The sequence below is a fragment of the Alistipes senegalensis JC50 genome (assembly GCF_025145645.1).
Lineage (GTDB): Bacteria > Bacteroidota > Bacteroidia > Bacteroidales > Rikenellaceae > Alistipes > Alistipes senegalensis.
This window is the reverse complement of sequence record NZ_CP102252.1, coordinates 2520256-2536985: the sequence shown is the minus strand read 5'-3', so window position 1 is coordinate 2536985 and position 16730 is coordinate 2520256. Positions and strand designations below refer to the sequence as shown.

Genomic DNA, 16730 nt, shown 5'->3' with positions numbered 1-16730 from the left:
CGCATGAACATTTCCGAACTGAGCATCCGGCGGCCCGTTCTGGCCTCGGTGCTGACGATCATCATCCTGCTATTCGGCTTCATCGGGTACAGCTACCTCGGCGTGCGGGAGTACCCCAGCGTCGACAACCCGATCATCTCGGTGTCGTGTTCCTACCCGGGCGCCAACGCCGACGTGATCGAAAACCAGATCACCGAGCCGCTCGAGCAGAACATCAACGGCATTCCGGGCATCCGCTCGCTCTCGAGCGTCAGCCGTCAGGGACAGAGCCGCATCACCGTGGAGTTCGAACTCTCGGTGGACCTCGAGACCGCCGCCAACGACGTGCGCGACAAGGTGTCGCGCGCCCAGCGCTACCTGCCCCGCGACTGCGATCCCCCGACGGTCGCCAAGGCCGACGCCGACGCCCAGCCGATCCTGATGGCCACGATCCAGAGCGACAAGCGGTCGCTGCTGGAGCTGAGCGAGATAGCCGACCTCACGGTCAAGGAGCAGTTGCAGACCATCAGCAACGTCAGCAGCGTGGAGATCTGGGGTGAAAAGCGCTATTCGATGCGCCTGTGGCTCGACCCGGCCAAGATGGCCGGCTACGGCATCACCCCGACGGACATCAAGAACGCCCTCGACCGCGAGAACGTCGAACTGCCCTCGGGCAGCATCGAGGGCAACACCACCGAGCTGACCATCCGCACGATGGGTCTGATGCACACCACGCAGGAGTTCAACGATCTGGTGATACGCGAGGACGCCGGCCGCATCATCCGCCTGAGCGACGTGGGACGCGCCGAGCTGGGCCCGCAGGATACGCGCAGCTACATGAAGATGAACGGCATCCCGATGGTCGGCGTGGTGGTGATCCCCCAGCCGGGCGCCAACCACATCGAGATCGCCGATGCCGTCTACAAACGCATGGAGTCGATGAAAAAGGACCTTCCGGACGACGTGGTGACCTCCTACGGATTCGACAACACGCGCTTCATCCGCGCCTCGATCGACGAGGTGAAGCAGACCGTCTACGAGGCTTTCATACTGGTCATCATCATCATCTTCCTCTTCCTGAGGAACTGGCGCGTGACGCTCATCCCCTGCATCGTCATCCCCGTGTCGCTGATCGGCACGTTCTTCATCATGTACGTCGCGGGATTCTCGATCAACGTGCTGTCGATGCTGGCCGTGGTGCTGTCGGTGGGACTGGTCGTCGACGACGCCATCGTGATGACCGAGAACATCTACATCCGCATCGAACGCGGCATGACGCCGCGCGACGCCGGTATCGAGGGTGCCAAGGAGATCTTCTTCGCGGTGATCTCGACCTCGATCACGCTGATCGCCGTCTTCTTCCCGATCGTCTTCATGGAGGGCATGACCGGGCGGCTGTTCCGCGAGTTCAGCATGGTGATCTCGGGCGCCGTGGTCATCTCGACCTTCGCGGCGCTGACGATCACCCCGATGCTGGCGACCAAACTGCTGGTGCGTCAGGAGAAGAAAAGCTGGTTCTACAGCAAGACCGAACCCTTCTTCGTCTGGCTCAACGACTTTTACAGCCGCACGCTGGCCTCTTTCCTGCGCCGCCGCTGGCTGGCGCTTCCGCTGGTCGCGCTGACCCTCGCGGTGATCGGCTGGCTGTGGAGTTCGATCCCGGCCGAGATGGCCCCGCTGGAGGACCGGTCGCAGATTTCGGTCAACACCAGCGGCACGGAGGGCGCCACCTATGAATATATGCGCGACTACACCGAGGAGATCAACCGGCTGGTCGACTCGCTCGTGCCGGAGGCCGAAGCCGTGACGGCGCGCGTGTCGAGCGGCCGCGGAAACGTCCGCATCGCCCTGACGGACATCGCGACCCGCAAGCGGTCGCAGATGGAGATCGCCGAGGAGGTTTCGGCCGCCGTGCGCACCAAAACCAAAGCACGCGCATTCGTGCAGCAGCAGAGCACGTTCGGCGGGCGCCGCGGAAACATGCCCGTACAGTACGTCCTGCAGGCCACCAATCTCGAACGATTGCAGGAGGTGCTGCCCGAGTTCATGACCCGGGTCTACGAAAGCCCCGTGTTCCAGATGGCCGACGTGGACCTGAAGTTCAGCAAACCCGAAGCGCGCATCACCATCAACCGCGACAAGTCGAACCTGCTGGGCATCTCGACGCGCGACATCGCCCAGACGCTCCAGTACGGACTCAGCGGCCAGCGGATGGGTTACTTCTACATGAACGGCAAGCAGTACGAGATTCTGGCCGAGATCAACCGCCAGCAGCGCAACAAGCCCGCCGACCTGCGCTCGATCTATGTGCGCAGCGACAAGGGCGAGATGATCCAACTGGACAACCTCGTCACGCTCGAGGAGAACGTCGCACCGCCGCAGCTCTATCACTACAACCGCTTCCTCTCGGCCACCGTATCGGCCGGACTGGCCAAGGGCAAGACCATCGGGCAGGGCCTCGACGAGATGGACCGCATCGCCGAAGAGGTGCTCGGCGACGACTTCCGCACGGCGCTGGCCGGCGATTCGAAGGAGTTCCGCGAGAGTTCGTCGAGCCTGATGTTCGCCTTCGTGCTGGCCATCGTGCTGATCTACCTGATCCTCGCGGCGCAGTTCGAGAGTTTCAAGGACCCGCTCGTCATCATGCTCACCGTGCCGCTGGCCATCGCCGGAGCGCTGGTGTTCATGTGGGGCACGGAGCAGACGATGAACATCTTCAGCCAGATCGGTATCATCATGCTCATCGGACTGGTAGCCAAGAACGGCATCCTGATCGTCGAGTTCGCCAACCAGAAGCAGGAGGCAGGGATGAACAAGATGCACGCCATCGAGGAGGCGGCGCTGCAACGCCTGCGCCCGATCCTGATGACCTCGGCCTCGACCATTCTGGGCCTGCTGCCGCTGACCGTCGCCTCGGGCGAGGGGGCCAACGGACGTATCGCCATGGGTGTGGCCGTGGTGGGCGGCATGGTGGTCTCGACGCTGCTGACACTTTACATCGTTCCGGCCATCTACAGCTATGTCTCGACGAACCGGATCAAGCAATCGAAAAACAACGACGCATGAAAAGAGCATTATTAACGGTCCTGCTGCTGGGAGCATACGCCGCGGCCGGGGCGCAGGAGATGCCGTCGGCCCGGGAGGCGTCCGCTCCGCTGACCCTGCGCAAATGTCTGGAGATCGGGCTCGAACAGAATTACGACGTGCGCATCGTCCGCAACGAGGAGCAAATCAGCGACAACGACGCCACGGCCGGAAATGCCGGGATGCTCCCCACGATCGGCCTTTCGGCCGGGTATACGGGAACGCTCGACAACGACCGCACGACCACCCCGCGCGAGGGCGACGCCGTGAGCGAGTCGAACGTCTACGACCAGACGGCCAGCGTGGGGCTGGCGGTGAACTGGACGCTGTTCGACGGATTCCGCATCCGCACCAACTACAAGCGGCTGAAGGAGATGCAGCAGATGGGCGCCCTCAAAACCCGCATCACCATCGAGGATTTCATGGCCAGCCTGACGGCCGAATACTACAATTACATTCAGCAGACGCTCCGCCTGCAGAATTTCCGCTATGCCGTGGGGCTCTCGCGCGAGCGGCTCCGCATCACCGAGGCGCGCGTGCAGGTGGGCAACTTCTCGCGCCTCGACCTGCTGCAGGCCCGCGTGGATTTCAACGCCGACAGTTCGAAATACATGTCCCAGCACGAGCTGGTGACCGCCTCGCGCATCCGCATCAACGAACTGCTGGCCAACGAAGACCTCGACGAAAAGCTCTGCATCCGCGACACGCTGATCCGCGTCAACAGCACCCTCGCGTGGGACACCCTGCTCGAAAAGACCCTCTCGGCGAACGCCTCGCTGCTGATGGCCGAGCACGACAACACGCTGGCCGAACTCGACCTGAAAGCCGTTCAAGCGCGCAACTATCCCTATGTCAATCTGACGACGGGCTACGGTTACGGTTACAACCGCTACGGCTCTACCGCGAACCGTTCGCGCAGTACATTGGGGCTGAACGCCGGGGTGCAGGTCGGCTTCACGATCTTCGACGGCAACCGCCGCCGCGAACAGCGCAACGCCCGCATCGGCATCGACAACGCCCGGCTGACCCGCCGGCAGTTGGAGCAGTCGCTGCGCGCCGACCTGTCGAACTTCTGGCAGGCCTACCGCAACAACCTCGAGGTGATTCTGCTCGAAGAGGAGAACCTGATCGCCGCCAAGGAGAATTACGCCATCGCCATGGAGCGTTACCTGCTGGGCGACCTGCCGGGCATCGAGATGCGCGAAGCGCAGAAGAGCCTGCTGGACGCCGAGGAGCGCATCCTCACGGCGCAGTACAACACCAAGCTGTGCGAAATATCGTTGCAGCAGATCAGCGGCAACGTCATGGTCTACTTGGAATAGCCGGCGCAAAACGCCGGATTCAAGGGGAGGCCGTCCCGAAACACCCGGCCAACAGGCAAGTTCACCGTCATTGCGAGGCAATCGCAGATGCCGCGGCAATCCGACTGCACGTTGCAACCTCACAACGCCGCCGCCGGATTCCCACGCTCACTCACGTTCGTCCGGAATGCCCCACGCATCCCGGCTAAGAACCGCCCGCGCAAGAGGCAGGCTTCAAAGGGCGATGACAATTTCGGCACGCTTTCCAGCCTGCCCAGCACCCATACCCTCCTCCCGCAACAACCCGGCATCCCGAATGCGGTGCCGGGCTTTTTTCGTTTTTCCAATTATTTTCCATCAGAAATTTGTTTTATCGGAAAATAAATCCCATCTTTGCATCGTTATTGATACGGAACAACAAAAAACAAGATGAGAAAACTGCTCATAACCGCCTTCGCGCTGCTGGCCTTCGCCGCCGGAAGCCAGGCACGGACCAACGACAAAAACACGAAGAATATGAAAACGATCGCATTGACCAAGGCCGACTTTCTGAAGAAGGTGGCCGACTATGAAAAGAATCCCCAGGAGTGGAAATACCTCGGCGACAAACCCGCGCTGATCGACTTCTACGCATCGTGGTGCGGCCCCTGCAAGGCGCTGGCTCCGGTGCTGGAAGAGCTGGCGGCCGAATACGGAGACCGGATCTACATCTACAAGGTCAACACCGAAGAGGAGCAGGAGCTCGCCGCGGCGTTCGGCATCCGTTCGATCCCCACGCTGCTGTTCGTCCCGATGAACGGCAAGCCCCAGATGGCGCAGGGCGCAATGCCCAAGGCGTCGCTCAAGGAGGCCATCGACAAAGTAATGCTCGGCAAGTAATGGCGCTGGTCATCGACCCCCTGCTGTGTCCGCAGAACCACCGCTGCCCGATGATCCCGATCTGTCCCGCAGGCGCGATCTCGCAAAAGGGGAACGCCCTGCCGGAGATCGACCCCGAAAAGTGCATCGAATGCGGCAAATGCGTGAGACACTGCGGCAGGCAGGCCGTACACAAAGCGGAAAGGCATGGATAAACTGTGCAGAATACGCGATTTGCAGCGTGCCGTGAACCAGTTCGAAGCCGCTTTCGAGAAACGCTACGGCATCTGCCTGAACGAAGGCATGGCTCTTTGCAGCCTCTCGAACGCCGAGCGCATGTGCCCGGGCCGGCTGGGAGAGCTGCTGGGGCTCACCCCGTCGAACACCTCGAAGGTGCTCCGCTCGGCGGAGTCGAAAGGGCTCGTGCTCCGCGAACTCTGCTGCAAGGACCGCCGGCAGATGCACTACTCGCTGACGACGAAAGGCCGCGAACTGCTCGCCTCGGTCAGCTGCCGGGAGATCGAAATACCCGAAATACTGCGCAAATGGCTGTGCGGATAGAGAATCCGGACACATAGACGCGGCGCATCACGGCGAACGGCCGCCCCGAAAGGGGTGGCCGTTCGTCATTTCCGGCCCGAAGGGCTATTCCAGAAAATGATTTTCGTCGTTGTACGTGGCGGCGAACTCGCTCAGCGACTTCAGGTGGCGGCGCAGCATGGCGACGGCCCCCTCCTCGTCCCGTTCGCGCACGCAGCGCAGCAGTTCGCGGTGTTCGAAGCAGACCTCCTCCTGCGGGACCGTGCAGACGCGGTAGCGCTGGTAGTAGCGCAGCACGTCGGGCGTGATGACCAGCAGCATCGAAGCGATCACCGGATTGTGGGCCCCGCGGGCCAGCGCCTGGTGGTAGGCGAAGTCCTTCGACACACGCTCGTCGGTATAAAATTTCTCTTCGCATTCGATCAGGGCCTGTTCGATGTTCTCCAAATCCTCGGGCGTGCGGTTGCGGGCGCAGAGCTTCACGGCTTCGAGTTCGAGCAGCACGCGCACGTAGACCAGCGACGCAAAGTCATACTGCTCGATCTGCAACGCATCGGTGATCAGACGCTCCAGCACCTGCATCTTCTCCTGCGCCACGACCGTGCCGCTCTGGGGAAAGGTCTGGACGATGCCGTAAAACTCCAGCTTCTGAAACGCCGTCCGCACGTGGGCGCGCCCCACCCCCAGCATTTCGGCAAGCCGCCGCTCGGCGGGCAGGCGTTCGCCCGGCTGCAAACTCCCCGAATAGAGTTGCTCCTTGATGTATTTGAGTACGGTTTCTACCTGTTTGACATTCGGTGAATGGTTCATGGCTAAATTCTGTTGATACTGCAAAGGTCGTAAAAAAACCAATCAAACCAATAAATTTCGAAAAATCTGTCATACTTTTTTCGGTTCCGCGCATTCTTTATCAAACTACCTGCAAACAGAACCTGAAAGATGATCGACAATTCAGAGCTACTGGAACACTGGACCGAGCTTTTCATCGGATATCTCAACGGCACGCTCAGCGAAAGCGAGGCGGCCGAATTCGAAGAGCTGACCCGCGACCCGCATTTCGAGGCGCTCCGCGAGCAGCTCACGACCAGCGGCTACATCGCCGGCCGCATGGCGGAATACGACGGGTTCGACGCCCGCAAGGCTTTCGGACGCTTCCGCACCGCCGCGGGCCTCGGCAAACCCGCCGGCACGCTGCGCCGCTGGGCCGTCGCCGCAACGGGCATCGCCGCAGCCGTGGTCGTGGCCGCCGGAATCGCGTTCCTCACCCGTCCGGCGCCGAGCGAGCGCGAACGCACGCTGCAACTGGCCGACGCCATCTACCCCGCGCCCGACAAGGTGACGCTCACGCTCGCCGACGGACGCCGGCTGCAACTCGACGGGCAGGCCGAGCGACAGATCGACGGCGTGGGCCGCGTCAGCTACGGCACCGACGGCGTGAAATACGAAGCGGCGCCCGAGATCGCCGAAAGGGCCGGAGAGGCGCCGCTCTACAACGAGCTGTCGGTCCCCGACGGAAGCAAGTGCCTCGTCACGCTGGAAGACGGCACCCGCGTATGGCTCAACGCCCGCTCGACGCTCCGCTACCCAGTGAAGTTCGCCGCCGGGGAGCGCCGGGTGGAACTTTCGGGCGAAGGATTGTTCGATGTCACGCACGACCCCGAGCATCCGTTCGTCGTCGAGGCGGGCAAAGCGACGATGACCGTCCGCGGCACGAAATTCAACGTGCGCGACTTCGACGACGAGGGCATGGCCAGCACCACCCTGCTGGAAGGGTGCGTCGAGGTCGGCAACCGGAGCGGCAAGGTGACCCTCGAACCGGGCATGCAGTCCCGGACGCGCGGCGCGGCCGAAGCGCTCGACGTGCGCGAGGTGGACCCCGCGGCCTACACCGCGTGGACCGAAGACAAGATCGCCTTCTACAACGCCGATCTGGAGGAGGTTCTCGCCGACATCCGCCGCTGGTACCGGGTGGAAATACGGGTCAACGTCGATCCGGCGCAGTACGCGCTGACGGGAAAGATCCCGCGCGACTTCTCGCTGGCGCAGGTGATCGACCTGCTGGAGGCGATCACCGACCTGGAATTGGTGATGCCTGATGAAAAAACACTGATCGTGAACAAGAAACAATAAACAAACACCTTAATCCAAACCGTATGATACGAAAAGGCCTATTCCTCGTGTGTGCGCTGCTCATCCCGGCGCTCCTGCTGGCAGCCAAGCCCTCGAAAAGCAAGGGCAAGAACAAGAAAAAAGCGAAAACGGAACAGACGGACACCGCCTCCGTCAAAAAGACCTCCGACTACGACAAGCTCTTCAAGGGCAAGAAATGTCAGACCGTCAAGGGCCTCGTGACCATCCACAAGGTCGATGGCGAGAAGCTCTACTTCGAGCTGCCGATGTCGATCTTCGGCCGCGAGATGCTGCTCGGATCGACCGTTTCGGAGACCAGCAACAACGACCACGGCGTAGTGGGCTACAAGGCCAAGGACCCGCTGCACGTGACCTTCGCCAAGGAGGGCCACAAGAGCGTGCAGCTCTGCCTGGTCAACGACATTTACAGCGGCGACGGCAAGGACAAGGGCATCGACGAAGCGGTGCGCCGCTCCTCGATCCCGGGCATCTACCGCGCCTTCAAGATCGAAGCCTACAACGCCGACTCGACGGCCGTGGTGATCGACGTGACGAACCTCTTCATGGAGGACAACGACGATCTGACGCCGTTCGACCCGTACAGCACCTTCGGCTACAAGCCCTTCTCGCGCACCACGTCGTTCCAGAAGTCGAACAGCCATCTGGGCGACATCAAGGCTTTCGAGGACAACGTGACCGTCAAGAGCTACCTGAGCTACACCACCACCGTAACCTACTCGAACGGCCCGATGATCGGCAAGATCGAGGACAAGCGCGCCTTCACGGCCCTCGTCACCCGCACGCTGCTGCTGCTCCCCGAGAAGGAGATGCGTCCGCGCATCGCCGACCCGCGCATGAACATCTTCGTGACGGGCAAGGCCCGCTTCTCGTCGAACATGAACCGCGGCACGCTGCCCGTCTACTACGCCCGCCACTGGCGCGTGGAGCCCAAGGATGTCGAGGCTTATAAGCGCGGCGAGCTGGTCGAGCCGGTGAAACCCATCGTCTTCTACCTCGACACGAACCTCCCCGAGGCGTGGAAACCCTACGCCCGCGAGGGTATCGAACAATGGAACGACGCCTTCGAGAAGATCGGCTTCAAGAACGTCGTTCAGGTCCGCGACTACCCCACCCCGGAGGAGGACCCCGAGTTCGATCCCGACAACCTGAAATACTCCTGCATCCGCTACGCCCCGCTGGCGTTCCAGAACGCCATGGGCCCCTCGTGGGACGATCCCCGCACGGGCGAGATCATCACGGCGTCGGTGATGGTGTACCACGACATCGTCAAACTCCTGAACCGCTGGCGCTTCCTGCAAACCGCAGCCGCCGACCCCAACGTCCGCACGATGAACATCCCCGACTCGATCATGGGCAGCGCCCTGCGCTACGTCCTCTCGCACGAGGTCGGACACTGCCTGGGCTTCATGCACAACATGGCTTCGTCGGCGGCCATTCCCGTCGATTCGCTCCGCTCGCCGTCGTTCACGCAGAAATACGGCACGACCTACTCGATCATGGACTACGCCCGCTTCAACCACGTGGCACAGCCCGGCGACTACGAGCGCGGCGTCAGCATGATGCCTCCCCGCATGGGTCTCTACGACGAGTACGCCGTGAAGTGGCTCTACACCTACCTGCCCGACGCCAAGACTCCCGAAGAGGAGCAGCCCTGGCTCGACAGCCTCGTCCGCTCGCACGCCGGCGACCCGATCTACCGCTACGGCAAGCAGCAGATATTCAACACGCTCGATCCCACGTCGCTGTCCGAGGACCTCGGCGACGACCACGTACGCGCTTCGGAGTACGGCATCAGGAACCTCAAATACATCATGAAGCACCTGAACGAGTGGTACGGCGAGGACGACAACGACCTCACGGCCCGCGAGGCGATGTACAAATACCTGCTCAACCAGTACCTGACCTACATCAACCACGTCTACAACGTCAAGGGCGGCATCATGATGAACGAGCGCAAGGCCGGCGACCCGCGCCCCTCCTACTCGTTCATCGACGGCGACTACCAGCGCCGCGCACAGCAGTTCCTGATCGACCAGCTCCACGACCTCGACTGGCTCGACGATCCCGTGCTGCTCAAAGAACTGCCGCTGCAAGGCAACCTCTCGGTGCGCGTACAGCGTATTCTCGTGGCCTGCATCGAGGCCGACAAGGGCAGCTTCGGCCGCATGATCGACCCCGCCCCGAACGCCTACTCGCAGCTCGAACACGGCGACGACGCACTGAAAGGCATCTTCCTGCACACCTATCAGGGCAAGAGCCTCACGCCGCGCGACCGCAGCAACCAGAACTCCTACGTCGATATGCTGCTGATGATCACCCGTCTGGCTCCTCAGAAAAGTTCGGAGAAAGGCATCGCCGACGACGAGCGCGGCATCGGCTTCGCCCCGCAGCTCGACGAGAACGGCTGGAACATCTCGACCGGCAACGTCTATGCCGAGGCTCTGGGCGACGGCGACATGATGTCGCGCATGGAGCGTCAGTTGGAAGCCGACCTGTTCGGCACCTCCAACACCCCCGAGGAGGTCGGCGGATTCGGCTATTTCCGCTCGCTGACCGAATCGCTCTCGCCGCGCGACGCCATGTACTACGGCCGTCTGATCAAGGTCCGCGACCTGCTGCGCCAGAAACGCTACACCGGCGATCAGGAGACGCGCAACCACTACGAACTGCTGCTCCACCGCATCGAAGGCGCTTTACAGTAATTTAACCCCAAACAGCGATTCACATTATGAAACGATATCTGATCTGTCTGCTTTCGCTGCTGCTCCTGTCGGGCGCTTCGACGGCGACTTTCGCCAAGGGCAGGAAATCGAAGAAGAAAGCCCAGACGACGACCGCCGCCGCACCCGTCAAAAAGCAGAGCGAATACGACAAGCTCTTCAAGGACAAGAAGGTAAAAACCTCGAAAGGCGGCATCATGACCCTGCACATCGTCGATGACAAACTGCTGGTCGAACTGCCCCTGAAAATGCTCAACCGCGACATGATGCTCATGTCGTCGGTGGCCGAGATCACCGACCACACCGACAGTTACGTCGGCCTCTCGCCGCTGCGGCCGCTGCAAGTCAAGTTCGACACGATCAACCGCACGGTCCTGCTGCGCCGCGACCGCAGCCAGTCGGTCGTGGCCGACAACGGCGAGGAGATCCGCCGCGCCCTGGCCCAGAGCAACATGCCGGCGATCCTCGGGTCGTACAAGATCAAAGCCTTCAACGCCGACTCCACGGCCGTCGTGTTCGACATGACCGACCTGTTCATCGGAGGCGAAAGCCTGCTGACGGCCATCGACCCCCGCTCGGAAACGAAACTCGTGCTGCGCGGCGTCTCCTTCAACCAGAAGAAGGACCGCTCGCTGCTGACCGACGTGGCGGCTTTCGACGACAACGCCACCGTCACCAGCTACATCACCTACGACAGCAAAATCGGCAAGACCTACAACAAGGTGACCACCGCCAAGCTGGTGCGTTCGCTGGCCCTGCTGCCCGAGACGCCGATGCGTCCGCGCCTGGCCGACTTCCGTCTGCCGCTGAACGTGCTGGGCAAGTACAACTACCACTCGGACTACAAGCTGATGAACCCCGTCTATTTCGCCACCCGCTGGCGCATGGAGCCGTCGGACCAGGCGGCCTACGACCGGGGCGAAGCCGTGGAGCCCAAGGCCCCCGTGGTTTTCTACATCGACACGACCTTCACGGCGCAGATGAGCGCCGCCATCACGAAGGGCATCCTCGAATGGAACAAGTGTTTCGAGGCCATCGGCTTCAAGAACGCCATCCGCGTCAGGCCGTTCCCCACGCCCGAAGAGGACCCGCAGTTCAGCCCCCAGAACTTCCGCTACAACTGCATCAACTACGTGCCTTCGCTCACGGGCGACACCCGCGTGCGCACCTACGTCGATCCCCGCAGCGGCGAGATTCTCCGCACGACGGTCATGGTCTGCCACAACATGACGTGGGAGATGCCGTTCGAGATCTTCGTCTTCACGGCGCACGCCGATCCGTCGGTGCGCCAGCGCTACATGCCCGACAGCACGCTTTTCGAGCACGTCAAGAACCACTTCACGTGGCTCACCGGCGTTGACTGCTTCGGCATGTCGTACAACCTGACCTCGTCGGCGGCCTTCCCCTCGGATTCGCTGCGCCACAACGCCGCCTTCACGCGGAAATACGGCACGACGCCCTCGATGCTCGACATCGCCAAGTACAACTTCATCGCGCCGATCGACGCCGTGGAGAAGGGCTTCCGAATCACCCCGACGGGCGTGGGCGAATACGACTACCACGTCGTGAAGTGCCTCTACAAGCCCGTTCCCGAAGCCAAGACCTCCGAGGAGGAGCTCAAGGTGATCGAGAAATGGGTGGACGCCACGGTCGGCAATCCCGTCTACCGCTACGAGAACGCCAAGGACTGCCCCGACTGCGGCGCCAACGACGTGGGCGACGACGACATCAAGAACTTCAAATACGCCCTGGGCAACCTCAGGTACTGCATGGAGAACTTCGACAAGTGGATCTCCGACGAGGACGACCCCGAGTATCTCTACCGCAACGGCATCTACAACTACCTCTACCGCCGCTACAAACAGCTGCTGACCCAGGTGGCCATCACGGCCTACGGCGTGAAGACCTACGAGCGCAAGGCCAACGACCCCGTTCCCAGCTATGAGTTCACGCCCTATGCGGAACAGAAGGAGGCCCTCGACATCCTCTACGCCAACCGCTACATGCCCGACTGGGTGCAGCGCCCCGAGCTGGTGCGCCTGATGGGCATCCAGCGCGAACGCATCGAGGAGCACAAGGACTACCTCAGCCTGCTGATGAACGCCACGGCGACCCGTCTGTTCATCTACGAGGGGCGGGGCAAGGAGCATTTCGACCATGCGCGCTACATCCGCTACATGTTCGACAAACTCTTCGAGAAGACCCGCAAGGGACAGAAGCTCTCCGACGAGGATTTCTACTACCAGACGAACTTCGCCAAGACGATGATGGCCTCGTCGAAAATCGTGGACCGCAACGCCAAGTACCGGAACGGTTCGGCATCGGCACTCGCGGCACAGATCGCCGGCGACCCGAAGGTCTTCGATTTCAGCGACCCCGAAGCGTGCATGAAGGCCCTCGACGAGATGCCGCTGCTCTACTCGACGAACGGCGTGGACTTCGGACGCGACGAGGTCGGCGCCCAGTACGGAGCGCTGAAATACTGGCCCGTGATCAACACGCAGTCAACGCGCCAGCTCTACTACGGCATCCTCAAGGAGCTGCGTCAGATCGTGAAACCCTACATCAACAGCAGCGACCGGCGCACCCGCGAACACTACCGGTTCATCTACGAGTCGATCAGCCGGCTCATCGACTAAGACTTTGAAGATCCCCGCCTCCGGGGTTCGAAGGCGGGGATCTTTGATCGTTTCATCCATATAACCCGACAGCGTATGAAGAAATTTTTACCCGAAGCAGGTTTCTCCGGCAGAGTGATGCGGCGGCTGGCCGTGCTGCTGGTGATCTGGACAGCGGGACTGAGCGCCGTCCGCGCACAGCAGTCGCAGCAGACGATCGCGGTCAACTTCCGCAACGCCACCGTACAGCAGGTCTTTACCTGGCTGGACAACCACACGCAGTACGACTTCGTCTACAACAATTCGCAGATCGAGTCGCTGCCGCGCGTTTCGATGCAAATGAGCCGCACCACCGTCGTTGACGTGGTGAAACACTGCCTGCGCAACAGCAGCCTCAGCTACCAGATCCGCGGCAACATGGTCGTCATCCGGCCTGCGGACGAGATCAAAAAGGGCACCGAGGAGGCCGTGCAGTTCTCCGGCGTGGTCTACGACGAAAACGGACTGCCGCTGGCCGGCGTGAGCGTCGTGCTCAAACAGGCGAGCCGCGGCGCCGTGACGGGTCCCGACGGCAAATTCACCCTCAAGGCCCGCCGCTCGGACGACATGACCCTTTCGTTCTCGTTCCTGGGCATGAAGAACCAGGAGATCGCCGTTTTCAACAACGGCAAGCAGGTCTTCAAGGAGCTGGACAAGATCAACGTCCACATGGACCCGGCCGTGAGCGAAATCGGCAACGTCGTGGTCACGGGCATCCTGAACATCGCCCAGAAATCGTTCTCCGGATCATCGACCACGATCACCGGCGAACAGCTCAAAACCGTGGCGCCCCAGGGCAACGCCCTGAGCGCCATCCAGATCTTCGAGCCCTCGTTCCGCATCGCCGAGAACCTCGACATGGGTTCGAACCCCAACGCCCTGCCGCAGATGTACGTCCGCGGACGCTCGGGCATCGGCACCCCCGCCCTCGACGAGAGCCTCACCTCGGAGCATGCGCTCAAGAACGACCCCAACCAGCCGATCTTCATGCTCGACGGCTATGAGGTGTCGATGGAGAAGATCTACGACCTCGACATCGAGCGCATCGAGACCTACACCATCCTGAAAGACGCCGCCGCAACGGCCATGTACGGTTCGCGCGCGGCCAACGGCGTGGTCGTCATCACGACCAAGCCCCTGCCCGCCGGACGCCTGAACGTCACTTACAGCGGCAACTTCACGATCAACGCCCCCGACCTGTCGAGCTACAACCTGATGAACGCCCGCGAGAAGCTCGAAGCCGAACGGCTGGCCGGCTACTACGACACGGACGATCCGTCGCAGATCGCCACGAAGCTCAAAGAGTACAACGGCAAGTTGCAGAACATCGAGCGCGGCATCGAAACCGACTGGCTCGCGCTGCCGCTGCGCACGTCGTTCGGCCACAAGCACTCGATCGGCATCGCCGGCGCCTCCGACGCCTTCCGCTACGGACTCGACCTGATGTACGACGACCAGGAGGGCGTGATGAAAGGCCAGAACCGCAAGAAGATGTCGGCGGCGCTCAACCTGCAATACCAGTACAAGGGCCTCACGTTCCGCAACCAGATGACCACCACGCTGGTCAATTCGCAGGAGTCGCCCTACGGCACCTTTTCGGACTACGTGCGCATGAACCCCTACGACACCTATCTCGACGAAAACGGCAACATCGGCATGAACATGGCGACCTGGCACAGCGGCTCGCCCTACCGCAACCCGATGTACGACGCCACGCTGGGCAGTTTCGACAAGGGCAAACGCCACGAATTCTACGACCAGTTCGATGTCCGCTACTACCTCAACAAGAAGATCAATTTCAAAGCCAACGTCGCCCTGGGATATATCGTCAGCGACTCGGACAAGTTCACCGATCCCGCCGCAGCCAAGTTCCAGAGCAGAGAGACAAAGGGCCAGCTGACGACCTCCCGGCAAAAGCAATCGACCTACGACATCTCGCTGAACGGTTATTACAACGACCAGATCGGCCGTCACAACATCAACTTCGTCGTGGGTCTGAACATCCGCGAGGAGAAGACCGACTACGAGGGATTCACTTACAGCGGATTCCCCGAAGGCGGATTCTCGGCCCCGGGTTACGCCAAGGACATCGACACGAAGAGCTACCTCGAAGGCAAGAACCGGTTGTTCGGCGCCCTCGCCGTGCTCAACTACTCGTACAACGACGTGATCTTCGCCGACCTTTCGGGACGTATCGACGGCAGCTCGCAGTTCGGCTCCAACAAACGCTTCGCCCCCTTCTTCTCGACCGGCGCCGGCGTCAACGTCCACAACCTGAAATTCTTCAAGGAGAACACGCCGTGGCTCACGCAGTTCAAGCTGCGCGGAACCTACGGCATGACGGGTAAGGTGTCGTTCCCCTCCTACGCCGCACAGAACAAGTACGAGATGTTCACCGACTGGCAGTATCCGACGGGCGACGGCGTGCAGATCATGTATCTGGGCAACCCCAATCTGAAATGGGAGCGGACGCTCCAGACCGATCTGGGCTTCGAATTCGAGATCCTCAAGGGGCTGTTCTACGCCAAATACAACTACTACATCAAGGACACCCACGACAACATCGCCGACATGTTCATCCCGACCTCGTCGGGCTTCACCTCCTACAAGGAGAACATCGGCCGCATGGAGAACCGCGGACACGAGATCAAGCTCCAGAGCCGCGTCGTCAACACCCGGAACACGATCATCAACCTGATATTCAACGGCGCGTCGAACAAGGGCAAGCTCAAAAAGATCTCCAACTCGCTGAGAGCCTACAACGACCGCGTGAACGAGCACTACAACTCCAACCAGGGCGGCAACGACGTGCAGTCCACCCCGCTGCTGCGCTACGTCGAAGGCGGCTCGCTGACGGGCATCTACGCCATGCGCTCGCTGGGCATCGACCCGGCGACGGGCAAGGAACTCTACATGCGCCGGGACGGTTCGACCACCTTCAAGTGGGACCCCGCGGAGAATGTGCTGGTCGGCGACACCGAACCCTCGATGAGCGGTTCGTTCGGCCTGAGTGCCTATTGGAAAGGCTTCACGCTCGACACCTACTTCATGTACGAATGGGGCGGACAGCGCTACAACCAGACGCTCCGCACGACGATCGAGATGGCCGACATCCTCAACAGCAACTGCGACCGCCGCGTGCTGAGCGACCGTTGGATCAAACCCGGCGACATCGCCCGCTTCCGCGACATCAAGGACTACAACTCGGTGACGCGCCCCACGTCGCGCCTGGTGCAGAATTACAGCTACCTCAACATGTCGAGCCTCTCGGTGGGCTACGAGTTCAAACGCGACATGATCCGCAAACTGGGACTCTACCGCCTCAAACTGCAATTCAACTGCCGCGACCTGTTCACCGCCAGCTCGATCCAGGTCGAGCGCGGCCTCTCGTCGCCCTACGCGCGTGCGTTCACCCTTTCCGTCAACGCCTCCTTCTAAAA

The 16730-nt window shown here is 61.5% G+C and carries 11 protein-coding genes; 10 read left to right on the top strand and 1 reads right to left on the bottom strand.

The features are described 5' to 3' along the window. The first annotated feature begins 3 nt into the window (after positions 1-3). The 6 genes from NQ519_RS09940 (at position 4) to NQ519_RS09915 (ending at position 5783) form a co-directional block, all read left to right on the top strand. Positions 4-3045 (top strand): efflux RND transporter permease subunit, encoded by a 3042-nt coding sequence (locus tag NQ519_RS09940; RefSeq protein WP_019151300.1) that lies wholly within the window; start codon positions 4-6, stop codon positions 3043-3045. After that, entirely contained in the window at positions 3042-4385 is a 1344-nt protein-coding gene (locus NQ519_RS09935; protein ID WP_019151301.1) for a TolC family protein, read from the top strand. The genes NQ519_RS09940 and NQ519_RS09935 overlap by 4 nt, the downstream gene beginning before the upstream one ends. Before the next feature lie 111 nt (positions 4386-4496). Beyond that, positions 4497-4748: a hypothetical protein gene (locus NQ519_RS09930; RefSeq protein ID WP_147513221.1), complete on the top strand. Its 252-nt coding sequence runs from the start codon at positions 4497-4499 to the stop codon at positions 4746-4748. 45 nt (positions 4749-4793) lie between these two features. Then, positions 4794-5243, top strand: a complete 450-nt coding sequence (gene trxA / locus NQ519_RS09925; protein ID WP_019151302.1) for a thioredoxin — start codon at positions 4794-4796, stop codon at positions 5241-5243. After that, positions 5243-5437 (top strand): 4Fe-4S binding protein, encoded by a 195-nt coding sequence (locus tag NQ519_RS09920; RefSeq protein ID WP_019151303.1) that lies wholly within the window; start codon positions 5243-5245, stop codon positions 5435-5437. The genes trxA and NQ519_RS09920 overlap by 1 nt, the downstream gene beginning before the upstream one ends. After that, complete coding sequence (locus NQ519_RS09915; protein WP_026076644.1) at positions 5430-5783, top strand: MarR family winged helix-turn-helix transcriptional regulator; 354 nt, start codon at positions 5430-5432, stop codon at positions 5781-5783. The genes NQ519_RS09920 and NQ519_RS09915 overlap by 8 nt, the downstream gene beginning before the upstream one ends. An 84-nt stretch (positions 5784-5867) precedes the next feature. On the opposite strand, the gene NQ519_RS09910 is transcribed toward NQ519_RS09915, so the two are convergent. Then, positions 5868-6572, bottom strand: coding sequence for a FadR/GntR family transcriptional regulator (locus NQ519_RS09910; RefSeq protein WP_019151305.1), 705 nt, complete (start codon positions 6570-6572; stop codon positions 5868-5870). A gap of 129 nt (positions 6573-6701) precedes the next feature. Here NQ519_RS09910 and NQ519_RS09905 point away from each other — a divergent pair, with 129 nt between their 5' ends. The 4 genes from NQ519_RS09905 to NQ519_RS09890 all read left to right on the top strand — a co-directional run bounded on the left by NQ519_RS09905 (position 6702) and on the right by NQ519_RS09890 (position 16728). After that, positions 6702-7892: a FecR family protein gene (locus tag NQ519_RS09905; RefSeq protein WP_019151306.1), complete on the top strand. Its 1191-nt coding sequence runs from the start codon at positions 6702-6704 to the stop codon at positions 7890-7892. A gap of 23 nt (positions 7893-7915) precedes the next feature. Further along, positions 7916-10615 carry a zinc-dependent metalloprotease gene (locus NQ519_RS09900; protein WP_044118759.1) on the top strand — a complete coding sequence of 900 codons (2700 nt, stop codon included), beginning with the start codon at positions 7916-7918 and terminating at the stop codon, positions 10613-10615. A gap of 26 nt (positions 10616-10641) precedes the next feature. Further along, the gene (locus tag NQ519_RS09895) at positions 10642-13272 is read left to right on the top strand and encodes a DUF5117 and DUF5118 domain-containing protein (RefSeq protein ID WP_019151308.1); all 2631 of its coding nucleotides are present in this window, start codon (positions 10642-10644) and stop codon (positions 13270-13272) included. Positions 13273-13347: 75 nt separating this feature from the next. Further along, the gene (locus tag NQ519_RS09890; protein WP_026076645.1) at positions 13348-16728 is read left to right on the top strand and encodes a SusC/RagA family TonB-linked outer membrane protein; all 3381 of its coding nucleotides are present in this window, start codon (positions 13348-13350) and stop codon (positions 16726-16728) included. Positions 16729-16730: the final 2 nt, after the last annotated feature.

Excerpts from the sequence above, each read along its gene's own strand:
- trxA (WP_019151302.1), top strand. The coding sequence starts at position 4,794 with ATGAGAAAACTGCTCATAACCGCCTTCGCGCTGCTGGCCTTCGCCGCC.
- NQ519_RS09890 (WP_026076645.1), top strand. The coding sequence starts at position 13,348 with ATGAAGAAATTTTTACCCGAAGCAGGTTTCTCCGGCAGAGTGATGCGG.
- NQ519_RS09910 (WP_019151305.1), bottom strand. The coding sequence starts at position 6,572 with ATGAACCATTCACCGAATGTCAAACAGGTAGAAACCGTACTCAAATAC.
- NQ519_RS09905 (WP_019151306.1), top strand. The coding sequence starts at position 6,702 with ATGATCGACAATTCAGAGCTACTGGAACACTGGACCGAGCTTTTCATC.
- NQ519_RS09935 (WP_019151301.1), top strand. The coding sequence starts at position 3,042 with ATGAAAAGAGCATTATTAACGGTCCTGCTGCTGGGAGCATACGCCGCG.
- NQ519_RS09900 (WP_044118759.1), top strand. The coding sequence starts at position 7,916 with ATGATACGAAAAGGCCTATTCCTCGTGTGTGCGCTGCTCATCCCGGCG.
- NQ519_RS09915 (WP_026076644.1), top strand. The coding sequence starts at position 5,430 with ATGGATAAACTGTGCAGAATACGCGATTTGCAGCGTGCCGTGAACCAG.
- NQ519_RS09920 (WP_019151303.1), top strand. The coding sequence starts at position 5,243 with ATGGCGCTGGTCATCGACCCCCTGCTGTGTCCGCAGAACCACCGCTGC.
- NQ519_RS09895 (WP_019151308.1), top strand. The coding sequence starts at position 10,642 with ATGAAACGATATCTGATCTGTCTGCTTTCGCTGCTGCTCCTGTCGGGC.
- NQ519_RS09940 (WP_019151300.1), top strand. The coding sequence starts at position 4 with ATGAACATTTCCGAACTGAGCATCCGGCGGCCCGTTCTGGCCTCGGTG.